At 60.9% G+C, this 22,487-nt stretch carries 25 protein-coding genes; 16 read left to right on the plus strand and 9 right to left on the minus strand.

The window, feature by feature from the left end:
* Positions 1-68 precede the first annotated feature (68 nt).
* From F0185_RS18810 to F0185_RS18835, 6 genes are all read left to right on the plus strand, one after another.
* Positions 69-1,004, plus strand: a complete 936-nt coding sequence (locus F0185_RS18810; protein WP_167226956.1) for an OmpA family protein — start codon at positions 69-71, stop codon at positions 1,002-1,004.
* Between the two features lie 45 nt (positions 1,005-1,049).
* A complete protein-coding gene (locus tag F0185_RS18815) occupies positions 1,050-1,589 on the plus strand; it encodes a ferritin-like domain-containing protein (RefSeq protein ID WP_167226958.1) in 540 nt (179 codons plus the stop codon).
* 62 nt (positions 1,590-1,651) lie between these two features.
* On the plus strand, positions 1,652-1,990 hold the full coding sequence (locus F0185_RS18820; protein WP_166896057.1) for an ElaB/YgaM/YqjD family protein: 339 nt from the start codon (positions 1,652-1,654) through the stop codon (positions 1,988-1,990).
* 18 nt (positions 1,991-2,008) lie between these two features.
* Positions 2,009-2,395 (plus strand): phage holin family protein, encoded by a 387-nt coding sequence (locus F0185_RS18825; RefSeq protein ID WP_166896059.1) that lies wholly within the window; start codon positions 2,009-2,011, stop codon positions 2,393-2,395.
* Positions 2,396-2,421: 26 nt separating this feature from the next.
* Complete coding sequence (locus F0185_RS18830; RefSeq protein WP_229477094.1) at positions 2,422-2,814, plus strand: hypothetical protein; 393 nt, start codon at positions 2,422-2,424, stop codon at positions 2,812-2,814.
* Between the two features lie 261 nt (positions 2,815-3,075).
* The gene (locus F0185_RS18835; RefSeq protein WP_167226962.1) at positions 3,076-4,227 is read left to right on the plus strand and encodes a patatin-like phospholipase family protein; all 1,152 of its coding nucleotides are present in this window, start codon (positions 3,076-3,078) and stop codon (positions 4,225-4,227) included.
* A 47-nt stretch (positions 4,228-4,274) separates the two neighbouring features.
* On the opposite strand, the gene F0185_RS18840 is transcribed toward F0185_RS18835, so the two are convergent.
* The 3 genes from F0185_RS18840 to F0185_RS18850 all read right to left on the minus strand — a co-directional run bounded on the left by F0185_RS18840 (position 4,275) and on the right by F0185_RS18850 (position 5,446).
* Complete coding sequence (locus tag F0185_RS18840) at positions 4,275-4,682, minus strand: hypothetical protein (RefSeq protein ID WP_167226963.1); 408 nt, start codon at positions 4,680-4,682, stop codon at positions 4,275-4,277.
* A 74-nt stretch (positions 4,683-4,756) separates the two neighbouring features.
* The gene (locus F0185_RS18845) at positions 4,757-4,909 is read right to left on the minus strand and encodes a DUF3309 family protein (protein WP_166896067.1); all 153 of its coding nucleotides are present in this window, start codon (positions 4,907-4,909) and stop codon (positions 4,757-4,759) included.
* A 75-nt stretch (positions 4,910-4,984) separates the two neighbouring features.
* Positions 4,985-5,446, minus strand: a complete 462-nt coding sequence (locus tag F0185_RS18850; RefSeq protein ID WP_167226965.1) for an outer membrane lipoprotein — start codon at positions 5,444-5,446, stop codon at positions 4,985-4,987.
* Positions 5,447-5,654: 208 nt separating this feature from the next.
* Between F0185_RS18850 and F0185_RS18855 the strand changes: the two genes are divergently transcribed.
* From F0185_RS18855 to F0185_RS18880, 6 genes are all read left to right on the plus strand, one after another.
* Positions 5,655-6,203: a hypothetical protein gene (locus F0185_RS18855; protein WP_166896071.1), complete on the plus strand. Its 549-nt coding sequence runs from the start codon at positions 5,655-5,657 to the stop codon at positions 6,201-6,203.
* 71 nt (positions 6,204-6,274) lie between these two features.
* A complete protein-coding gene (locus F0185_RS18860) occupies positions 6,275-6,589 on the plus strand; it encodes a BON domain-containing protein (RefSeq protein WP_166880422.1) in 315 nt (104 codons plus the stop codon).
* Positions 6,590-6,655: 66 nt separating this feature from the next.
* Entirely contained in the window at positions 6,656-7,900 is a 1,245-nt protein-coding gene (locus F0185_RS18865) for an AI-2E family transporter (protein WP_167226967.1), read from the plus strand.
* A gap of 279 nt (positions 7,901-8,179) precedes the next feature.
* Entirely contained in the window at positions 8,180-9,127 is a 948-nt protein-coding gene (locus tag F0185_RS18870) for a polysaccharide deacetylase family protein (RefSeq protein ID WP_167226969.1), read from the plus strand.
* A 6-nt stretch (positions 9,128-9,133) separates the two neighbouring features.
* Positions 9,134-10,393 (plus strand): lipoprotein-releasing ABC transporter permease subunit, encoded by a 1,260-nt coding sequence (locus F0185_RS18875; protein WP_167226971.1) that lies wholly within the window; start codon positions 9,134-9,136, stop codon positions 10,391-10,393.
* 227 nt (positions 10,394-10,620) lie between these two features.
* Complete coding sequence (locus F0185_RS18880; RefSeq protein WP_167226973.1) at positions 10,621-11,961, plus strand: hypothetical protein; 1,341 nt, start codon at positions 10,621-10,623, stop codon at positions 11,959-11,961.
* Between the two features lie 141 nt (positions 11,962-12,102).
* Here the strand turns inward: F0185_RS18880 and F0185_RS18885 are convergent, their stop codons facing one another.
* The 3 genes from F0185_RS18885 to F0185_RS18895 form a co-directional block, all read right to left on the minus strand.
* The gene (locus tag F0185_RS18885; RefSeq protein WP_167226975.1) at positions 12,103-13,035 is read right to left on the minus strand and encodes a YihY/virulence factor BrkB family protein; all 933 of its coding nucleotides are present in this window, start codon (positions 13,033-13,035) and stop codon (positions 12,103-12,105) included.
* A gap of 65 nt (positions 13,036-13,100) precedes the next feature.
* On the minus strand, positions 13,101-14,132 hold the full coding sequence (locus tag F0185_RS18890) for an OmpA family protein (protein ID WP_167226977.1): 1,032 nt from the start codon (positions 14,130-14,132) through the stop codon (positions 13,101-13,103).
* Between the two features lie 229 nt (positions 14,133-14,361).
* A complete protein-coding gene (locus F0185_RS18895) occupies positions 14,362-14,670 on the minus strand; it encodes a collagen-like protein (RefSeq protein ID WP_167226979.1) in 309 nt (102 codons plus the stop codon).
* Positions 14,671-15,008: 338 nt separating this feature from the next.
* Here F0185_RS18895 and F0185_RS18900 point away from each other — a divergent pair, with 338 nt between their 5' ends.
* The 4 genes from F0185_RS18900 (at position 15,009) to F0185_RS18915 (ending at position 19,069) form a co-directional block, all read left to right on the plus strand.
* Entirely contained in the window at positions 15,009-15,620 is a 612-nt protein-coding gene (locus F0185_RS18900) for a winged helix-turn-helix domain-containing protein (RefSeq protein WP_229421934.1), read from the plus strand.
* A 304-nt stretch (positions 15,621-15,924) separates the two neighbouring features.
* Positions 15,925-16,677 (plus strand): glutathione peroxidase, encoded by a 753-nt coding sequence (locus F0185_RS18905; RefSeq protein ID WP_167226980.1) that lies wholly within the window; start codon positions 15,925-15,927, stop codon positions 16,675-16,677.
* A gap of 96 nt (positions 16,678-16,773) precedes the next feature.
* On the plus strand, positions 16,774-17,676 hold the full coding sequence (locus tag F0185_RS18910; RefSeq protein ID WP_167226982.1) for a M90 family metallopeptidase: 903 nt from the start codon (positions 16,774-16,776) through the stop codon (positions 17,674-17,676).
* 70 nt (positions 17,677-17,746) lie between these two features.
* Positions 17,747-19,069: an ATP-binding protein gene (locus F0185_RS18915; RefSeq protein WP_167227119.1), complete on the plus strand. Its 1,323-nt coding sequence runs from the start codon at positions 17,747-17,749 to the stop codon at positions 19,067-19,069.
* 86 nt (positions 19,070-19,155) lie between these two features.
* On the opposite strand, the gene F0185_RS18920 is transcribed toward F0185_RS18915, so the two are convergent.
* Genes F0185_RS18920 through F0185_RS18930 form a run of 3 tightly spaced genes read right to left on the minus strand, consistent with a single transcriptional unit; the run spans position 19,156 to position 22,479 of the window.
* Positions 19,156-19,683 (minus strand): response regulator, encoded by a 528-nt coding sequence (locus F0185_RS18920; RefSeq protein WP_167226984.1) that lies wholly within the window; start codon positions 19,681-19,683, stop codon positions 19,156-19,158.
* 1 nt (position 19,684) lies between these two features.
* Positions 19,685-21,016, minus strand: coding sequence for a response regulator c-di-GMP phosphodiesterase, NosR family (gene nosR, locus F0185_RS18925; RefSeq protein ID WP_167226986.1), 1,332 nt, complete (start codon positions 21,014-21,016; stop codon positions 19,685-19,687).
* Positions 21,013-22,479, minus strand: coding sequence for a PAS domain-containing sensor histidine kinase (locus F0185_RS18930; protein WP_167226988.1), 1,467 nt, complete (start codon positions 22,477-22,479; stop codon positions 21,013-21,015). The genes nosR and F0185_RS18930 overlap by 4 nt, the downstream gene beginning before the upstream one ends.
* Positions 22,480-22,487: the final 8 nt, after the last annotated feature.

Below are 22,487 nucleotides of genomic sequence, written 5' to 3' on the forward strand. Positions count from 1 at the left end.
ACCCAGAGCACAAGAAAACGATTGAATTCCGCGCCATATGGCGCCATGACAACAAAAGGAACACTTCCATGAAACATACCCTGATCAAATCCGCCATCCTCGCCGCCGTCTTTACACTGGGTGCTTGCAGCAGCGTGCCGACCACCACGCCATTGCTGGACCAGGCCCGTGGCGATTTCGTCGCCGCCAACAATAATTCGCGCGTGTCGACGTTCGCCCCACTGGAATTCAAGCAAGCGAGCGAAGCGCTGGATCAAGCCAACGCCGCCGCCGCCCGCAAGGATAGCCTGGAGCAGATCGACAAGCTGGCCTACCTGGCCAAGCAAAAAATCGCCACCGCACAAGAAATAGCCAAGCAGAAGCAGGCTGAAGCCGATATCGCCGCTTCCGGCAAAGAACGCGACGCCGTGCGCCTCGAAGCGCGCACCGTCGAAGCCGACCGCGCCAAGATGGATGCCGCCGCCTCCAAGGCTGCCGCCGCCGCCGCTTCGGCCGATGCCGCCGCCGCCCAGAGCCAGGCTGCCGCCGCCCAAGGCCAGGTCGCCGCCGCCGAAGCCCAGACCCGCGAAGCCCAGGCTCGCGCCGCCCAGCTCGAAGCGCTGATGACGGACCTGCAAGCGAAGAAAACCGAACGCGGCCTGGTCATCACGATCGGCGACGTGCTGTTCGGCGTGGACCAGGCCAACCTGACCGCCAACGGCCAGGCCACCTTGCGCAAACTGGCCGATGCACTGGCACAGAACCCGAACCGCAGCGTGCTGGTCGAAGGGTTTACCGACAGTACCGGCAGCAGCGCGCATAACCAGCAGTTGTCGGAAAAACGCGCCGCCGCCGTGCGCGCCGCCCTGGTCGAGATGGGCGTTGCCCGTGACCGCGTCGCGATGCGCGCCTATGGCGAAGCCTTCCCGGTCGCCGCCAACGATTCGGCCGGCAACCGCCAGATGAACCGCCGCGTGGAAATCGTCCTGTCGAACGAAGGCGCCGCGATCGCTCCGCGTCGTTAATACCGAACAAATTGAAGTCGTAATTTACAAGCAAAAGGAATCATCATGGAAGACAATACCAAGCCACTGGCGCACGGATTCGACGTGAAAGCCATTCGCCAGGCAGCCGCCAATCTCGACGACGGCGCCGTCACCGACGGCTACGCAGCCGATCGTGAAGCGGTCATCAACATGCTGAACGACGCGCTCGCCACCGAACTGGTGTGCGTGCTGCGCTACAAGCGCCACTACTACACCGTCAGCGGCGTGGGCAACGGCCCGATCAAGGCCGAATTCCTGGAGCACGCGCAGCAGGAGCAGGAACACGCCGACTCGCTGGCCGAGCGCATCGTCCAGCTGAACGGTTCGCCGAATTTCAATCCGGCCACCCTGACCGCGCGCAGCCACGCCGAGTACGACGATTCGGACGACGTGCAAGCGATGATCCGTTCGAACCTGATCGCCGAGCGCGTGGCGATCGAGTCGTACCGTCAAATGATCGCCGCCATTGGCGAGAAGGACCCGACCACCAAGGCGCTGCTGGTAAGCATCATGGCGGTCGAAGAAGAGCACGCGGACGACATGCGTGACCTGCTGGCTCATTAAGAGCCTAAAAGCAAAAACGGTAACACTGTACAGACTTTTTTAACCCACCACTGGAGTTCATCATGTTAGATACCAATACCCGCACGAACGGCACTTCCAACCTGAACGGCAATGTGAACGCCGTGCAAACCGACGTCAAAACCCTGGTCAAGGATGCCCAGACCCTGCTGTCGGCAGCCGCTTCGCTGACCGGCGAGAAAGCCGAAGACATGCGCGCACGCGGCATGGAAATGCTGGACGTGGCGCTGGGCAAGGCATCGCAAGTGCAAGGTCAAGCAATCGTCAAAGGTAAGGAACTGGCGCACACCGCCGATGTCTATGTTAAGGACAACCCATGGCGCACCATCGCCGCCGCTGCCAGCGTCGGCTTGTTGGTCGGTGTGATCCTGGGCCGTAAATAATCCAAGCCGGGAGAAGCCATGGACAAAACAACAGCAGCAGTACATGGCCCCGGCCTGATGGGCGGCCTGACAGGGCTGGCAAAAAATGTCTTCGGACTCGTGGTGTCGCGCGTGGAACTGGCGGCACTCGAGTTGTCCGAAGTGCGCAATCATGTGCTTGAATTGCTGGTGATTTTTTCGCTGGCCGTCCTGTGCGCCATGTTTGCGTTGGCCTACGGCACCGCGACAATTGTTGCGCTCGCCTGGGAAAGCATGGGCTGGAAAATCCTCTTGCTGATGTTTGCCGTGTTTATCGCCGTGACGATCGGCCTCGTGCTCAAGGCCAAGGCCATGCTCAAAGAGGGCAAGCTGGCTTTCCCCGAGACCATGAACGAACTGAAGAACGATCGCGACATGCTGCTTTAAGCGGCCATTCAGACGGGAGGATGACAATGGATAACATTATCGGGCTCGAAAAGAGGCCGGGCACGGGTGGCGACAAGGCCGATTCGCTGGCCGAGCGCAAGGCGCGCCTGCTGCGCCAGGGCGATTTCTACCGCGTCGGCATCGCCCATGCCAAGGCCAGGATCAAACACGATGCGCGCCCCGACGTGCTGTTTCACTCTGCGCTCGATCATGCGACCTGGGCGGTCCGTTCGCGGATCGACAGCGTGCTGCATCCGACCGGCATCAGTGTCGCATCGATCATGCCGTATGCCGCGACCATCATCGGCTTCATCACGCAGCGCCGGCTGATCAAGCCCGCGCTCGGGGTGGCGGCCGTGCTGGGCGGCGTGGCGTGGTACTTGCAGCAGCGCCGCACGGGGCAGGCGCAGGAGTTGTAACGCAGCGCATGTGACACAAAACATGTGACGCAACACATGTGAAGCATGCCGCTGAACTGCTTGGCGACCATGCCGGGCAAGCGAACCCGGCCTTGCAATAAGAACGGAAAAATATGGTGGGGCTTGAGCGGCGTCGCAATCTTCGGATTCGGCGCCGTCTTTTTTTGTTGACATCGTTTTCATCTATACTCGTTTGTCCATTTTTCGCTTGTGCATTTTTCACTTTCGCACACTTCATCTCGACTTCATTCCGGCCCTCTTATGACTGACATAAACAAACTCAATCCCGACAAGCTGCGTATCGTGCTCGTCCTGCAAGGCGGCGGTGCCCTGGGCGCCTACCAGGCGGGCGTGTATCAGGCCCTGCACGAGCACAATCTGGTGCCGGACTGGATCGTCGGCACCTCGATCGGCGCCATCAATGCGGCGCTGATCGCCGGCAATGAACAATCGGTACGGCTGGAAAAGATCAAGGCCTTCTGGGACCGCGTCTCGCATCCCGACACCCTGGACATGACCCGGGTCGACGACCGCCAGCGGCGCTCGAATATCTGGCTCAACACGTTTGACACCGTCATGCGCGGGGTGCCGGGCTTTTTCACGCCGCGCCTGTTCAGCGGCTTTCCGTTCGGGATGACGGTGGCCCCCGAAGAAGCCTCGTTCTACGACACCACGCCGCTGCGCGACACCTTGCGCGAACTGGTCGACTTCGACTATCTGAACGAAGAGGGCGGCATGCGCCTGACGGTCAACGCCGTCAATGTGCGCACCGGCGAACTGGCGCACTTCGACAGCCAGGGCGGGCAGCTGTGCGCCGACCATGTGCGCGCCAGCGGCAGCCTGCCGCCGGCCTTTGCCCCGGTCCGCATCGACGGCGAACTGTACTGGGATGGCGGCCTGTACTCGAACACCCCGCTCGAATCGGTGCTGCGCGAGCTGCCCGGAGGCGACACCATCTGCTTCATGGTCGACTTGTGGAGCGCGGAAGGCGAGGAACCGGTGACGATGGATGAAGTCAATACGCGCCAGAAAGACGTGACCTTTGCCTCGCGCTCGAAACGCCATATCGATGACTACAGCACCACCCATGCGCTGCAACACAAGCTGCGCCAGATGTATGCGCGCATGCCCGAGTCCGAGCGCACCGAGGACGACCGGCGCGAACTCGAAGCGCTCGGTTGCGACGCCACCTTGCACATCGTGCGCATTCCCTACGCCGGGCACGACTGGCACATGGCGTCGAAGGACGTCAATTTTTCAAAGGGATCGATCGAGTGGCGCTGGGAGCAGGGCTACCGCGATGCGCTGCGCGCGCTCAAGTACGCGGGCTGGCTGGTGATGGTGGCCGAAGAAACGGCCGTGGTGGTGCACGAATTGCCGCCGGAGCAGGATGATTGGGTCGCGGCGGCGTAATCGGCGCTGCCGGCGCGCCGCTTGCGGGCGCGCCGGCGCGGGTCGGATCATCCGCCAGCGGCAGCCTGGGCGCGCGCGCCGGCCATGTCTTTCTGGTAGTTCGCTTGCGCCTCTTTGTTGCAAGCGCTGCGCTCGGACGCCGGCAAGGCCCGGCATGCGCCCTTCGCTTCCTGCAGGGCCGCGCCCATTTCCTTGCGCAAGGTGCGCAGGCGGGCGTCGGGCGTGACGTCTTCGCGCGACCAGCGCGCCGGGTCGCCACGGGCGATTTCGGCCGCTTGCTGGCGCGCGGTGGCGGCCGGCACATTCTGGTCGGTCGAAGTCTGTGGCAGTTGGGCGTTGGCAAAGCCCATTCCCAGCAGGCAGGCGGCGGCCACGGTGGCGCGCAGCACGCTGCCCAGCGGGGCGGTGGTGCGTGGCGATGCGCATGGCATCGTCTTGTTGTCGGGCTTGCGCATGGCAGCTCCTTGTCGGTTGTGTAGGGGGGGGGGGCAAAAAAAACCGGCGCACGCGGCGCCGGTTCTCGACTGTCTTACAGGCGCCCGGTGACGAGCAGTACAATCAGCACCACCACGATCAGGCCGGTGATGCCGGTTGGTCCGTATCCCCAGCTGCGGCTGTGGTTCCAGGTAGGAAGAACGCCGATCAGCGCAAGAATGAGGATAACGAGAAGAATGGTACCCATGGTGGGCTCCTTAAAGGTGGTCGAGCTGTTTACACAGGTCGTGAGTTATTGTAAGTAAATGGGTAGTGCGGAAAATCAGTAACGGTAGACGCGGCCGTCGACCAGGCGCACGCGGTTGCCCACGCGCAGGTCATACACGCTGTCCTGCACAACAGAGCGGGTTTCGCCGTTTTGCAGGCGAACGTTGATCTGGTACATCTCCTGGCCATTGCCTTGATTGCGGTTCGCTTCGACCTTGTTGCCGACCACGGCGCCGCCGACAGCGCCGGCGACGGTGGCCGCGGTACGGCCGCTGCCGCTACCGACCTGGTTGCCGACCAGCGCGCCGACGATGCCGCCGACCACGGCGCCGGCGCCGTTGGTGTGGCCTTCATTGCGGGTGACCTGGATCGATTCGATGGTGCCGTAGCCAGCCGAGGACGAGGCGGCATTGTCGTAAGCGCCGTTGTTGTATGGCTGGGGCGCGTTGCTGGCGCAGCCGCTGAGCATGGCGGTGGTGGCGATGACGATTGCTGCGATAGTCTGAGTCGATTTCATGTTGTTCTCCTGACAAAGTGTGAAGCCAGCATAATCAGCGCGCCGCATGGGGTCTGTGCGCTGCCGCACTCAGGTCGATCCAGTTGAGTTTGGCTCAAACTGTTGGGTTTTTGCCACTAATCACCTTGTGTTCGCCAGCGAACAGATGGGCGGCGGCACATCCCGTACAACGGTAAGCAGCGATGTATTGTCACCGGAGAAAAGCAAGATGAAACGAGCAGTCACCCCCGCCTTGATCGGCGCTTTCCTGATGTCGGCCGCCCTGTCCGCCGGCGCGGCCACGCCGGAAGCGAAGGCGGCGTACAGCCAGGCCAAGGAGGCCGCCACCGCCAACTACAAGGCGGCCCGTGCGCGCTGCGACGTGATCACCGGTAACCCCAAGGATGTCTGCGTGGAAGAAGCCAAGGCGGCGCGCGTGCGCGCCGTGGAAGAAGCGGACGCCAACTACAAGAACACGCTCAAGGCCTATACCCAGTCGCGCCTGACGATCGCCTCGGCCAACTATGACCTCGACAAGGTCAAGTGCCGTGCGCTGACCGGCAACGACAAGGATGTCTGCGTGCAGCAGGCGAAATCGACCCTGATCGCGGCCCAGGCCGACGCCAGGGCGGACAAGAAAGCGATCGAAGCGCGCACCGATGCGCGCGACGACAAACGAACGGCCGAGTACAAAGTCGCGCTTGAAAAGTGCGATGCGTTTGCCGGTGCGGTCAAGGACACCTGTGTCTCAACCGCAAAATCGCAGTATGGTAAATAAGTAACAAGCAAGCTATGCTGCAACAGCTCATATCGAGCACTTTTTTTGAACCACCCACCAAGGAGTCCACTATGAAAATCGCAAAACGTCTGTCGACCATGCTGTTTGCCGCCACCCTCGTCGCCACCATGGCTGGTTGCGCTTCGACCGCCACCAAAGAAGGCACGGGCGAGTTTATCGATGACACCGTGATCACCGCGAAAGTCAAAGCATCGATCTTCAACGAGCCTACCCTCAAAGCGTCGGAAATCAATGTCGAAACCTTCAAGGGCGACGTGCAGCTGTCCGGCTTCGTGGCCGACCCGGCTGACGCCACCAAAGCGGCCGATGTGGCACGCGGCGTGAAGGGTGTAGTATCGGTCAAGAACGACGTACGTGTGAAGTAAGCTGAGCTCTTCAGGCCGGCCCGCAGTGGCCGGCCTGCGGCGCCGGCTCTATAATGTGAAGATTTTATGCAGCTTGCAGATCCGATTCCGGCACCCGCCAATGAAAACCCCGCTCCGGCCACCGAGAGCGTCGCCGTCAAGGCACCCCCCGCCGATGCCGGCGCGGAGCATCACGATCCACTCACCGCCACCGCTGCGCAGGCGCTGCGCATCCCGATCCATGTCAATGCGCGCGGGCTGGCGCTGGGCATCATCGCGACGATTGCCTTTGTCTACGCGCTGCAGTGGGCGCAAAAATTCCTGGTCCCGCTCTTGCTCGGGATCTTTATCGCCTACACGCTCAACCCGCTGGTCCTGTTTCTCGAACGGCGCATGCACGTCAAGCGCGCCTTCGGCGCCACCATCGTCACGGTCGTCATCCTGGTGTTGATGGGCGGGGTGCTGAACCGGGTGCAGGGCGAGTTTTTCAACATCATCGACGAATTGCCGACCATTACGCAGAAGGTCACGCGCATCCTGACCCGCGCCAGCGGTGGACAGCCGAGCACGATCCAGCAGATGCAGGCCGCCGCCTCCCAGATCGAGCAAGCCACCTCCAGCGTGGGCGGGCAAAAGTCGGCGGCGCGCAAGGCGATGCCGGCCGCGGCCGCCGCCGGCGGCAGTTTCAAGATCATGGACTGGGTGCTGGCCGGCTCGATGGGCTTCATCGGTTTCGTCACGCAAGCGACGATGGTGGTGTTCCTGGTGTTCTTTTTGCTTCTTGCGGGAGATACCTTCAAGCGCAAGCTGGTCAAATTGACCGGGCCGTCGCTGAGCCGCAAGAAAGTGACCGTGCATATCCTGGACGACATCAATACCTCGATCCAGAACTATATGTTCATGCTGCTGGTCACCAATACCTTGCTGGCGCTGCTGATGTGGGTCGCCCTGAGCGCCATCGGGCTCGAAAATGCGGGCGCCTGGGCGATTTTCGCCGGCCTGATGCACATCATGCCGTACTTCGGCCCGCTGTTGATCACCGCGCTGACCGCCCTGGTTGCCTTCATGCAGTTCGAATCGCTGGAAATGACCTTGCTGGTGGCCGGCGCCTCGCTCGCCATCGCCACCCTGGTCGGCACCGTCATTGCGACGTGGATGACCGGCAAGATCGCCAAGATGAACCCGGCCGCCGTGTTCGTCAGCCTGTTGTTCTGGGGCTGGCTGTGGGGCATGTGGGGCTTGCTGCTCGGCGTGCCGGTTGTCGTGATGATCAAGGTCGTGGCCGAACGGGTCGAAGGCATGGAAGTATTGGCCGAGCTGCTGGGCGAGTAAGAGCCTATCTCAGTAGATCGGAGTCGCTGCTGGCGCGCCTGGCAAGCGTGGGCGGCCTCGGTATTCCTTCGGAATACCCTCGTCGTTGCATGGCTAGCCATGCGGCCTCCTCGCGCCTTGCCCACGCTTGCCATGCATCGCCTACGCGCATGTCGCCATCCGCTTCCCCCGATCTACTGAGATAGGCTCTAAGCCGGCGGCGGCGGGGCGGCATGCCTTTGCGCCCGCGCCGCCGTATGTTAGGCTTGCAGATCGTCAATTCATAAGCGCGCTTTGTTCATGCTCCAGTTAAAAAATCTTGCGCTCAGCGTGGCCCGGGCCGCTTGCGCCGTGCTCTATTGCGGCGTGTTTGCCGGCGCCGCCTGCGCGCAATCGGTTGCGTTCACCTTCGACGACGGCCCCTCGCTGGACGCCACGCCGCGCCTGACGCCCCAGCAACGCAACGACGCCATGCTCGCCGCGCTGGCCAGGCATCAGGTCAAGGCCGCGCTGTTCGTAACCGCCGGCAATGGCGCCGACAAGCCGGCCGGCTATGCGCTGGCGCGCGCCTGGGGCGAGGCCGGGCACGCCATCGGCAACCACACGATGACCCATCCGGATCTCGATAACGCCAAGGTCAGCCTGGCGCAATACCAGCGCGAAGTGCTGGACTGCGACAAGATCATCGCCACCTTGCCCGGTTACCAGAAGTGGTTCCGCTACACCTACCTGCGCGAAGGCAGCACGCCCGACAAACGCGACGGCATGCGCGACTTTCTCGCCGCGCAGGGCTACCGCAATGCGTATGTCAGCCTCGACACCAGCGACTGGCGCCTCGACGAACATCTGGCCGAGACCTTGGACAAGAACAGCAAGGCCGACCTGGCGCCCCTGAAAAAAGCCTACCTGGCGCATGTGCGCGAGCGCGCGCTGGCCTACCGCGCCTTGTCGCAGCGGCTGCAGGGACGCGACATTGCCCAGGTCATCCTGCTGCACCACAATTTGATCAACGCGCTGTTTCTCGATGACGTGATCGGGATGTTCAAGGACATGGGCTGGACCATCGTGTCGCCGGCCAAGGCCTTCGAAGACCCGGTTTACCAGTTCTCGCCGCAACATCCGGCCCACGGACAGAGCCTGCTGCTGTCGATGTCGCGCAGCCTCGGCATGGACAAATTGGATGAGAAGAAACGCCTGCAAGACGATGGCGAAGCCGACATCGGCCGCCTGAAAGCACAAGGATACTAGGAATACATGCTCGCTAATTTACCTTACGAATTACAGATCGCCCTGCGTTACACCAGCGCGCAACGCCGCAGCGAACGCAATCCGATGCTGTCGGTCATTTCCCTCATTTCGGTGAGCGGCATTGCGCTGGGCGTGGCCGCGCTCATTGTGGTGTTGTCGGTGATGAACGGCTTCCAGAAGGAAGTGGCGGCGCGCATGCTGTCGATGATTCCGCACATCGAAGTCATCGACGAGCGCGGTGGCTTGCGCAATTGGGAGCAGACGCTGGCGCAGGCGCGCGGCAATCCGGCCGTGTCCGGCGGCGCGCCGTTCGTCACCTTGCAGGGCATGCTGCTGTATGACGAAACCATGCGCCCGGTGGCGGTGCAAGGCATCTTGCCGGCGGCCGAAAAAACCGTGTCGAGCATCGCCGATCGCATCAAGGACGGCAAGCTTGACGATTTGCAGCCGGGCCGCTTCAATATCGTGCTCGGCTACGAACTGGCCAGCAAGCTGGGCGTAAAAGTGGGCGATAAATTGTCGCTGCTGGTGGCGCCGCAGGGTGGGGCGGCTACCGCCTGGACGCCGCGCCGGCAAGTCTTCACGGTGACGGGGACGTTTAATGTAGGGCACAACGATTACGATTCGAGCGTGGCGCTGGCGCATATCGACGATGCGCGCGCGGTCGAGCAATTGCCCTTGCCGTCCGGATTGCGCCTGAGTTTGCATGACCTGCACCAGGCGCCGAAAGTGGCGCAGCAATTGTCCAGCAGCATGCCGCCGGAGCTGATGTTCCGCGACTGGACGCGCCAGAACGAGGTCTGGTTCGCGGCCCTGCAATCGCAAAAGCGCATGATGTTCCTGATCCTGGTGCTCATTATTGCGGTGGCGGCGTTCAATCTGGTGTCCACCCTGGTGATGAAGGTCAACGACAAGCAGGCCGATATTGCGATTTTGCGCACCCTGGGCGCCTCGCCGCGTTCGATCATGGCGGTGTTCATGATGCAGGGCGCGCTGGTCGGGGTGATCGGGACTGCGGCCGGGGTGGCGGCGGGCGTGCTGGTGGCCATGAATATCGATATGATCATGCCGGTGGTGGAGAAGCTGCTGGGCAGCAAGCTGCTGTCGAAAGAGATTTACTTCCTCAGTTCGGTGCCGTCGGACCCGCAATGGCAGGATATCGTCATGATTGGCGGGGTGTCGGTGGCGCTGGCCTTCGTAGCGACCTTGTATCCGAGTTATGGGGCGGCGCGGATCAATCCGGCGGAGTCCTTGCGCTATGAGTAGTAGACGCGAGCACCTTGAATTGCTACATTGTTAATATGAAGATAAAAGCGATGAGCTATATACTAAATTGATCCTTCTTACCTATTATTCGCTATCGTCGCCACATAAACTGCCGATTCGACACTGCGCTGATGTGTAAAGGGGAGCTATGTCGCCGATCTTTTAGAGATTTCGGAGCTGCAGCGACAATATGATTTTTTTCTTGATTATTCATAATTGAACTGGGATTGAAAATGCCGATTTGCGACATTGCGGTAACACGTTCCCGGTGGAGCTTTCTTTCAAAAATCGATACACTCGGCTCCTTAGATTTTTGGACTTTGACAGTCAGCTTAGATTCTTTGAATCCGAAAGAAACAGCGAATCTTTCGGTTAGTGAATTGTGCTCATCGGAAAGTTTGAGCATCCAGCAATATGAAAAATATGCAAAAGTGCTTACGCTTGCAACACATGAGTATACGCACTATATCGATGCCACTTCTACAGTTTGGGGGATGCAGCACTTGCTTAAGTTAGAGGCTTGTCTTAAGGTGCCGCTTAATGATGAGACCCAATTCTATAATTTAAAGAAAACTTATGATCATCTTCGCCAGATTAGATTGCCGGATTATTATACTGTAATTGAAAAGAATTCGAATGCTGAGAAGCCGTGGAGTAGTGAGGTGACGAGTGGTGTAATGTTTAATCCGGATGGTAGTGTGGGAGATCGACCTGTATTATTTGTTCGGTTCTGGAATGCAGAAAAAAATCTAATTGCAAGATCGCCGATATCATTAGTTTCGTTGTTGGAAGCGTCGGCTAGGGCTAACGAAATCGAGTGCAGAATAAGGCTGGTCCAGCGGTTGCAACGCGATGAGGCGCTGGTGGAAAAGCGCATAATAAACGAAAAAACGTTGAGCTATATTTACAATCCTAATTTTACGGAATATTCAGTCTGCTTTCATTTATTGGCAAATTGTCAAAATGAAAAAAATATTGCAACTGTTTCAATGGCGGTGGGGCTTTTAACTCGCTTGGTGCTAAATTTCCCGGATATAGCCTTCATTACCGCTACTAAAAACATACAAGGATATGCCAACAAAATGCAGCTTTCGTTGGATAGTCTTGAAGTGATGCGACTAAAAAGATCTTTGGAACTCCGAAATCATGGAGCCATGTTTTTTTTGATCTGTACGCTTTTGCCGCAGTACTCGCTACGGACAATGTCAATTTTCTGGACCGGCATTGAAGCAGCGTTACGTGATTTAGGGTTGACTAGAGAGAAGCTAAGGTATGCAGCTTATCAAGAAGTTGAAGAGTGCGTAAAGCGACTTTCTAAAAGTGCTAATGGATCGATAAGAAAGATCGCTAACGCTGGCCACTCTAATTTCCAAACGACATACAAGCGAAATTTCACATATGCATTAGAAGAGCTAGCACTTCCGCCCGCATTGCATGGAGATTTTACGCAATATTCGTTTTCGAATTCCGAGAAAAATCTCTTGAAGAGCTATGATTTAGATGTCGGCTATGACGATCTTATTGGCGGTCAAATTCGAGCGGAAAAATTCTCTGAGGCATGTAGATAAGAGCAAATATATCGTGTTATATCGATTTCCGTAAAAACTAGTTGATTCGATGATTTTGTAGTCCTAATGCTGTAAATCAGGAATTTTTCAAGTAGTCCGTTTTTATGAAAAAATGAAGCGGCCATGTCGATAATTTTTCGCTCAGCGAATCCGCGTCACCTTCGCCGCCGAGGTCTGCTGGCCGCCACCGGTGATTTCATCGGGCTTGTGCTTCAAACTGCCCAACTGCAGCGCATATTGCCGCGCGAATTCCGCCCCCAAAAAGAAAATCTGCGCCGAGTAATACACCCACAGCAGCAGCGCGATCATCGAGCCGGCCGCGCCGAAACTGTTGGCCACGCCGCTGTTGCCGATATACAGCCCTATTGCAAACTTCCCCAGGCTGAACAAGGCCGCCGTGCCGAGCGCGCCAATGGTCACGTCGCGCCATGAGAGCTTGATGCGCGGGAGCATTTTGTAGATCACGCCGAACAGGGTGGCAATGACCAGGAAACTGATCGCCCACGATACCCACGACAGCAACACCGCGGCATCTTTCCATAACCCGTTCATGTATTTTTCCAGCACGGCCAGCGCGGCGCTGACCACCAGCGACACCATCAGCAAAAAGCCCAGCACCAGGATCAGCCCGAACGACAGCAGGCGCGTGCGCAGGATGTCCCACCAGGTCGCATCGGTCGAGGCCGGCACTGCCCAGATCTCGTCCAGGCTGTCCTTGAGTTCGGAAAACACGGTGGTGGCGCCGAACAGCAGCAGGCCGGTGGCGATGACGGTGGCCCAGATGCCGCTTTCCTTGTTTTGCGCGCCGGCCAGGATCAGCTGGATCGCTTCGGCGCCCTGCTTGCCGACCAGTCCGCGCAGTTCGTTAATCAGCTGGCCCTGGGCCGCTTCGGCACCGTAGAAAAAGCCGGCGATGGCAATGACGAGCACCAGGATCGGCGCCATCGAAAACAGGGTGTAGAACGCCAGCGCCGCGCCCTTGCTGGCGGCGCGGTGCGCGAACCATTCGGTGACCGCGCAGCGCATCACATTGACCAGTTGTTTGGAGTACGGCGCCCATTCCTTGATTTCCATTATTGTCACTTTCCTTAAATTCGCGCGGGGAGTCTGCGCCCCCCGCAAAACAGGCCGCAGCCTTCTTATTGAACGCGTCGTTCTATGGTGATTTGCTCGACTTCCACGCGCCGGTTCGGCTCCAGGCACTTGATCAGGTCGGCGCGCCGCTTGTCGTTGCAGGTTACCACCGGATTGGCCTCGCCCTTGCCGTAGGCTTTCAGGCGCGCGCCGTCGATGCCCTTGGCCACCAGGTAGTCGCGCACCGCATTGGCGCGCCGCTCCGATAGTTTGAGGTTGTATTTCTCCGATCCCAGCCGGTCGGCGTAGCCGGTGATGTCGACGTCGGTGATGCTCGGGTCGGCCAACAGCGCGGCGGCGATCTCGTCCAGGCGGGTCTGGGCCGCGTTGAGGGTTGCGCTATTAAAGGCGAACAACTCGGTGGCCGCCAGCGTGACTTTTTCGAAGCGGGCCGGCGGCGGCGGCGGTGGCGGCGGTGCGACCGGTTCCGGCGGCGGCGTGGGTGCTGGCGGTGGCGTCGGCGCTGGTGGCGGCGCCGGCGGAACCGGCTTGTTGAAGGCGTAGTTGAAGCCGATCGTCAGGTATTTGTTGTTGCTGCGGTCGAAACCGAAGGCTTCGTCGCCGCGCAGGCGCCCGCGCACCGTGCGCAGGTCGGCCTGCATCGACCATTGGTCGGTCAGGCCCAGTTGGAAGCCGAGGCCGGCGGTCGCGTACGGCGAGGTCTTGCTGACCCGGCGCAGCGGATTGTCTACCCGGTCGCGCTCGGCGCCGACGCCGATCAGCAGGAAGGGGCGGAAATTCTGGCGCGACAGCATCAGCAGCGCGTCCGCGCCCACCAGCGTCTGGCGATAGTTGGCCAGGCCTTCCTTGGTGCGCGCGTGGGTGACGCCCATCTGCACGTCCCACATCTCGGCAACGGGCTTGCCGATCTTGAGGCCGCCACCGTAGTCGCGCTCGTCGACGCCGAAATCCTTGTCGGGCCTGAACGCATTGGCGCTGGGCTGGATGTACCACGAGGGGTTGATGTCTTGCGCTAAGGCCAGTGACGCGCCGCACGCTAGTGCCGCCGCCAAGGCCGTCTTTCTCAATTTGCTCACAGGGAACTCCTATTCGATAGGTCAGTCGATTTGTCATCACTGAAATGCTGCAGTGTGACGTTCGACTTGAGATTAAGTGGGGGAGTTCAATGCAACCGTTCGATAGCGCACCGTGATAGTGGTCTTGTCTTTTTAATACAACAATTTGTACAAGTACCAAGAAAAATCGCGCCGGACCAGGCGAACCTGGTGCGGCGCGAGATGTCGCGCAATCAATAGCCGGGGGCTATTAGTTGGTTTTTTCCGGTACGACGATCACGGTGTCGCCGCCGGTTTTGCCTTGGTCGCCCTTGGCGCCGTCAGCGCCTGGGGTGCCAGCCGCGCCAGTAGCGCCTGGGGTGCCGGCGGCACCCGAGTTGCCGTCGGTACCAGCAGCGCCGGTCGCGCCGGTTGCGCCAGCAGCGCCGGCCGGGCCAGGTACGGCGACTGGAACTTCAACGGTTGGGGTAACAACCGTTGCAGGTGGGTTAACAGTGGTTTTTTCGCATGCGGTCAGGCCGGCGATTGCCAGCAGTGCTGCCAGGATAGTCGTTTTCATGGTGGTTTCCTTTTATATGTGTCCGGTGCCGGCGGCAACCAGACTGAACGTCAGTGAAGTCATTGCACACACGAATTTGTGCGAACGAGCCCAGAATACGGTCTTGTTTAGTTGGAATCTGTACGCCAACGCACACAGCAGGGTCTGTCAGCACAATTGCAACGATGAAAAGATGATCATAGGAAGTAAATTGTGCGAAATGTTCGATGGCGCACAGACCATCGCGGTCCGCACAGGCAATCTTGCACTCAGTTGTGCGGAACCGAATTATTGTCAGGCTGTCAAACGACATGTACCGGATCCGGACGAAATGAATCTCTTCTCATGGAGTACTCAACATGCATGCAACGACACAGCACCACAATGCGGCCCAAGGCGAAATGACCACATTGCATACCAACGCCAATTCTTCGCTGATCGAGCGCGTCGCGCCCCAGCCGGCAGAGCGCGCCCCGATCTCGATGGCCCCGATCGAGCGCGTGCGTTCGACCTCGGCCACCCAGCGTCGCATTGAAAATATGCAAAAGCTGATTGGCGAACTGTCGACCCACGAAATGCTGGCCGACGAAATCGCCTGGTTCCTCAAATTTTCGCCGTCCGGGGCGCGTAAGTACATCCGCGACCTGCGCGAAGCGGGCGTGATCGAACTGGCGCGCTATATCGAAGGCACCGCCACCTACCTGGGCAAGGCCGTGTACCAGATTTCGCCGGACCCGGAACGGGTCAAGGCCTTCCTGGCCGCGATCGTGCAGCCGAAACGCGAAGGCGCCGCACCGCGCAAAGAACGTCCGGGCCTGCGCGAGCAGAGCATGGCCGGCACGGGTCGTCACTTCCACATCCTGGCGGACGATACCCACTATGCCATTCGCGTCAATCGCAGCCCGGTGGCGCGCGATCCGCTGGTCGCCGCCTTGTTCGGCGCGGCGCCGTCGGCCAAAGACCAGGCGTGATGCTGCGCTGAGCGGCGCCGGCTGCGCCTGCGTCCGCCATCCGGACGGACTGCGGGGCAGGGGCCGCTCGCGCGCTATAGCGTCATATCTTCCAGGCAGGACCGGCGTAGCACGGTCCGCCCTCAGGCCTTGCCGTTCCGCTTGTTATTCCGCTGGTCCTTCACGCTTTCCGCTCCGGACGCGTGTGCTTCGGCACGTCCGCTGTTTTTCTGTCATCGTCCCCAATTGAAAACCCCCGAACCAGCCCCACTTGTGGCGGTGCGGGGATGTTCGCTCGTCCCACTTACTCACTCAAAGGAACGCCATGTTACCGACGCCAGAATCGCTGGAAGGCAAGCCCGTACCGAATGTCACGTTCAAGGCCCGGCCCAACGACCAGTGGAAAGACATCACCACCGATGAACTGTTCAAGGGCAGGACCGTCGTCGTGTTTTCGCTGCCCGGCGCTTACACGCCCACCTGTTCGTCCACCCATTTGCCGCGCTATAACGAACTGGCGCCCGTGTTCAAGCAGAACGGCGTCGACGAGATCGTCTGCATCTCGGTCAACGATGCGTTTGTCATGAACGAGTGGAAAGTCGGCCAGGATGCCGAGAACATCACCGTGATCCCGGATGGCAATGGCGACTTCAGCGAGGGCATGGGCATGCTGGTCGACAAGCGAAACCTGGGCTTCGGCATGCGCTCGTGGCGCTATTCCATGCTGGTCAAGGATGGCGTCATCCAGAAGATGTTCATCGAGGCCGACAAGGACGGCGACCCGTTCGAGGTGTCGGACGCCGAAACCATGCTGCGCCATGTCAATCCCGACGCGCAGGTTCCCGAGCCGGTCGTGGTGTTTTCCAAGCCCGGCTGCCCGCACTGCGCGCGCGCCAAGGCCACGCTCAAGGCGCACGGCCTGAAGTTCAACGAGATTTCGCAGGACCAGAAAATCAATTCCAGCGTGCTGCGCGCGGTGTCGGGCCAGTCGACCTGGCCGCAGGTCTTCATCGGCGGCAAGCTGATCGGTAACGCCGACGCCGTCGACGCTTACTTCGGCGTCGCCAAGGCGGCCTAAGCCACGCCGGCGCCGTCCGCTCCCGCGCCAACGCCGCGCGGGAGCTCGCCGAGGCGCGGCTCCCTCGTTTTCGTATCGCACCCGACAAGGACTAAGATGGAAGCGCTGCTCTGGACCACCGCCATCGTGGTGGCAATCGCGCTCGGCATGGGCTATCCCGGCTGGCGCCTCAAGCGCGCGCTGGCCCAGCCGTTCCCGCCCGCCTGGCTGGCTATCCTGGAACGCAATATCCCGATTTATCAGCGCATGCAGCCCGAGCTGCAGGCGCAATTGCAGCGCCTGGTGCAGCAATTCCTGTTCCAGAAAAAATTCGTCGGCTGCGAAGGGCTGGAGATGGACGACGAGATCCGCGTCACCATCGCCGGCCAGGCTTGCCTGCTGCTGCTGAACCGCTTTACGCGCGTGTACCGCAAGTTGCACACCATCCTGGTCTACCCGAGCGCTTTCCTGGTGCCGCGCAACCATGCCGACGAAGCCGGCATCGTGCATCCGGCGCGCCAGGAACTTCTGGGCGAATCGTGGGTCGACGGCCGCGTCGTGTTGTCGTGGGACCACGTCCAGCGCGGCGCCGGCGACTGGACCGACGGCCAGAACGTGGTGCTGCACGAATTCGCGCACCAGCTCGACAGCGAATCGGGCAGCAACAACGGCGCCCCTTTCCTGGGCCATCCGGGCAGCTACCGCAACTGGTCCGAGGTGCTCTCGCGCGACTTCAACAACCTGCGCCACGAAGCCATGTTCCACCGTCAAAGCGTGCTCGACCACTATGGCGCGGTCAGTCCCGCCGAGTTTTTCGCGGTCGCCACCGAAACGTTTTTCGAAAAGCCATGGCAGATGGCCGAACGCCACGCCGAGCTGTACGAGCAGTTCCAGCAGTACTACCGGGTCGACCCGCGCGCCTGGCTCGAACCGCCGGCGCCGGAACCGGGACCGGAACCGCGCTTCGACGACCCCGGGCCGCCCGCCTCCTACGGCACGGTGTACGGCCAGTGGCGATGATGCTGGCGCGGTCATGAATACTGGGTCATAATCGCCTGAAGTACTTTCCCACGGGATCGAGATCATGGCGATGCAGTTCGAGGAATTTGAATCCTTCGCGTCCGACACGCCGGTGGCGGCGCGTGCGCCAGCCGCGGATGCCGCTTCGCCGCTGGTGCGCTTGCAGTACCTGATCGACAATACCCCGGCCATCATCTATTGCACCGTGCCCAGCGGTGACTTCAAGATGACTTTTGTCAGCAACAACGCCTACAACGTGCTCGGCTACCGGCCCGAGGACATGGTGGCCGATCCCAATTTCTGGTTCGATCATATTCATCCGGACGACGCGCCGGCCATCTTTTCCAGCCTGGCGCTGGTGTTCGTCGAAGGCCAGCGCGCCTATGAGTACCGCTTCCGCGCGGCCGACGGGGCTTACCTGTGGATGCACGACACCCTGCGCCTGATCCGCGACGAGCAGGGCGCGCCGCTCGAAGTGATCGGCTCGCTGACCGATATCACGATCCGCAAGACCATGGAAGAGGCGCTCTACAGCAAGGGCCAGGAACAGCAGTTGCTGATCGGGCGCTTGCAGGAAGCGCAGAACCAGTTGCTGCAATCGGAAAAAATGGCCTCGATCGGCCAGTTGGCGGCCGGCATTGCGCACGAGATCAACAACCCGGTCGGCTTCGTCAATTCGAATATGGGGACGTTGCAGAAGTACGTGGCGACCCTGTTCGGGGTGGTGCGCGAGTACGATGCCGCGATTGCCGGGCACAGCCCGCCGCCGGCCCTGAGCAGCCGCATTGCCCAGATCGGCAAAAGCGCGGACCTGACCTTCCTGCAGGATGATGCGACCGACCTGATCCGCGAGTCGATGGACGGCCTCAAGCGGGTCAAGGATATCGTGCAGGCGCTCAAGGATTTTTCGCATGTGGGCGAGAACGAGTGGCAGGTAGCCGACCTGCATCATGGGCTCGACAGCACCTTGAATATCGTGTCGAACGAGATCAAGTACAAGGCCACGGTGGACAAGCAGTACGGGCAAATTCCGCAGGTCACTTGCCTGGCGTCGCAGCTGAATCAGGTGTTCATGAATCTGCTGGTCAATGCCGGGCACGCGATCAAGGAAAAAGGCGTGATCACGATCCGCACCGGGGCCGAAGATGGCTGGGTGTGGGTGGCCATTAGCGACACCGGTTGCGGCATCGCGCAGGAACACTTGAACCGGATCTTCGAGCCGTTTTTTACCACCAAGCCGGTTGGCAGCGGGACCGGGCTGGGCTTGTCGCTGTCGTACGGGATTGTGAACAAGCACGGGGGGCGCATCGACGTGGCGTCCACGCCGGGGCAGGGGACCACGTTTACGGTGCGCTTGCCGGTGCTGCCGCCGGGGGCGGGCGCGAAGGGGTAGCGGCAATGCGCGCTGACCGTTGCGCCGTCGTTCCCGCCAGCGGGCCGCCGGGGCCGGCAACGAGCGATGCGGGGGGACCTCGCCACCTACATGATAATCTCGCCGTTCGGCCCCCAGTTCACCTTCAGCAGCCCCGGTTCCTCTTCCTCCATCTTGCGGATCGCCAGTTCTTCGCGGCTCATGGACCCGTCCTGCACCCGTTGCCGGTCCGCCAGCTGATGCTGTTCGTGCAGCGTATCGCGGTATTCCAGCGCGAGCCGGATATTCTCGCGCAAATCGCCCACCTGCCACGGCTTCGGAATGAAGCGGAACACCTGCGCCTCGTTAATCGCGCTCATCACCGTCTCGAACTCGGTCGAGGCCGACAAAATCATGCGCACCGTGTCGGGCGCCACTTCCATGATCGCGTGCAAAAACTCCACGCCCGTCATTTGCGGCATCCTGTAATCCGAAATGACCAGGTCGAACGTGACCTCGGCGCAGCGCGTGAGCGCATCGAACGGATCGGTGAAGGTCTCGATCTGCAAGTCGGGAATCTCGATGTGCTGGCGCATCGCCCGCACCAGCGCATTGAGCACGTTGATTTCATCGTCAACCAAAAGAATGCGGCGCATGTCAAGCCTCCTTCACCGGCACAGGCCACACCCAGATATTCAGGCGGACCTCGTTCTTGTTTTCAAAATCCTGGACTTGCTGGATCAGGCGCTCGTCTAACACGTGGTCGGCCGAGAGCAGCATCAAGCCCTCCGGGCTGACCAGGTCGCGCGACAAGGTCATGCCCGGCGCCAGGTACTTGGCCATGGTGGCCAGGTCTTTGATTTTTTCAATCTTGTCGCCATCCATCAGCGCGCGGAACGCCGCCACCACGTTCGGATCGTAGCGCTTGCCCACGGCGTCGTAGATGATCTGCTTGGCGTCGGGCGCCAGCACGCGGCGCTGGATCAGCGCGCCGATCTGCAAATTGTCGTAGTCCGACGCCAGCGCCAGGATGCGCGCGCCGAGCGGAATCAAGGGGCCGGCCACGCCGTCCGGAAAACCGGCGCCGTCGAAGCGCTCCATCTGCGCGCGCAACAAGGACGCCACGCCCTGCAAGTCGTCGAGCGGCATCAAGAGTTGCTCGGCGCGCAGCGGATGCTTGCGGAACACGCCCAGCATGTCGCCCGCCAGCAAATTGACCGGCGTGGCCAGCAAGTCGTCCGTAAAGCCGATCTTGCCGATATCGTGCAGCAGCGCGGCGATGAACACTTCCTGGGTCGCGTTCGCATCGAGCCCGAGCTTGACGGCGAGGCGCCGCGCCAGGTCCGCCACGCGGCGCGAATGCCCGGCCAGGTTGCCGCCGCGCATTTCGATCATGCTCGACAGGATCTTGATCGTCGTGATGAAATTGCTCTTGAGCTTTTTGTTGGTCTCGAGGATGGTGTCGCGCGAGTTGCGCAACTCTTCGGTGCGGATCTCGACCTTCGCTTCCAGGCTCTGGTTGAGGGTTTTCAATTCCTCGTTCTGGCGCGCGGTCAACACTTCCAGGCGCTCTTTTTCCTGCTCCAGCGCATGGCGTTCGAGCGCGTGGCGCACCACCAGCAAGATATCGGTGTCGTCCCACGGCTTGGTGATGTAGCGGTAGATTTCGCCGCGGTTGATCGCCGCCAGGATCGAGGACACGTCCGAATAGCCGGTCAGCAGCAGGCGCAAGGTGCCGGGCCAGCGTTCGCGCACGTGTTCCAGGAAGCGGGCGCCGTCCATTTCGGGCATGCGCATGTCGGAAATGACCAGGTCGACTTTTTCCTGTTCCAGGATGGCCAGGCCGGCCGCGCCGCTCTCGGCCACCAGCACCCGGTAGCCCTCCGGGCGGAACAGCCGGCGCAGCGCCGACAGGATGTTCGGTTCGTCGTCAACGCACAGCACGGTGGCCGGGGGTGGGGCGGTATCGTCGGTCAGGCTGTCTGTCATGGGCTGCTCTCCTCGCTTGTGCTTCTCTGGTGCACCGGCAGCACGATGCGGAACGTGGTGCCACGCCCGATCTCGCTGTCGACATCGATGCTGCCACGGTGTTTTTGGATGATGCCATAGGCCAGGGACAGGCCCAGGCCGGTTCCCTTGCCCACCGCCTTGGTGGTGAAAAAGGGGTCGAAGATGCGCGACAGGTTTTCGCGTGGGATGCCGCTGCCGTCATCGGCAATCTCGATCCACACTTGTTCGCCGTCGGCGCCCGATTCGCCCAGGGTGCCGCTGCGCAGCGTAATCGTGCCGCGCCGCTCGCTCATCGCGTGCGCCGCGTTGACCACCAGGTTCATGATGACCTGGTTGATCTGGGACGGCAGGCATTCGATGTCGGGAATGGCGCCATACTGCTTGACCACGTCGGCCTTGTACTTGACCTCGTTGGAGACGATGTTCAGGGTCGAATCGATGCCGCCGTGCACATTGGCCCAGACCCAGTCCTGGTTGGCGTCGACCCGGGAAAAATCCTTGAGGTCCTGCACGATGTGGCGCACGCGCACGATGCCTTCTTTCGATTCGCTCATCAGCACCGGAATGTCTTCGCGCAAAAAATCGAGGTCGAGCGTCTTGCGCATGGCGGCCAGGCGGGCCGCCGTTTCCGGGCTGGCCTGGCTTTCCGCCTCCTGATACACGTGCAACATGTCGAACAACTGGTCGAGGTAGCTTTGCAGGGTGCCGAAATTGGAGAAGATATAGCCGATCGGGTTGTTGATTTCGTGCGCCACGCCGGCCGCCAGTTGCCCGATCGAGGCCAGTTTTTCCGACTGCACCAGCTGTTCCTGGGCCATCGACAGTTTGGCGTTCAGTTCGGTCAGGGCCAGGTGCTTGGCGCGCAGTTCGGCGTCGGCGATCTGGCGCTGGCGCAGGTCGTCTTCGAGCCGTTCGTTCGCTTCGGCCAGCTGCGCGGTGCGCTTTTCGATCAGGTGTTCGAGGTTGTCGTGGGCGCGCCGCAGGGCGTTTTCGGCGACCCGCCGCTCGGTCACGTCGCGCATGGTTTCGATCGCGCCGACCACCTGGCCGGAGGCGTCGCGCAGGGGCGCGGCGGTGAAGTGCAGCCAGTGCCCGCCGACGCCCAGGTTTTCGAAAAAGCCTTCGGTCTCGTACGCGCCGGGAATCAGGGCCGACTGGCGGTGCGCGCCGAGCCCATCGCCGTCGCCCGAGACGATCATGTCCGACAGCATCTGCCGCTCGTGGGCGTAAAACGCCACGCCGTGATTGCGCGTGCCGATCATCGCTTCCGTGCTCCAGCCGAGCAGGTGCTCGCAGGCCTTGTTCCAGTGCGTGATGGTGTGATCGCGGTCGATCACGAAGGTGGCCACCGGGTGCCCGTCGAGCAGTTCCGACAGGGCGATGGCGCTGCCGTCGTCGGCGCCGGGAGGGCAGTTAGAGAACGCTTGTTCGCGGTTGTGCATCTGGATCG

The sequence above is a fragment of the Massilia rubra genome (genome assembly GCF_011682065.1).
In the GTDB taxonomy this organism is placed as follows: domain Bacteria; phylum Pseudomonadota; class Gammaproteobacteria; order Burkholderiales; family Burkholderiaceae_D; genus Telluria_A; species Telluria_A rubra.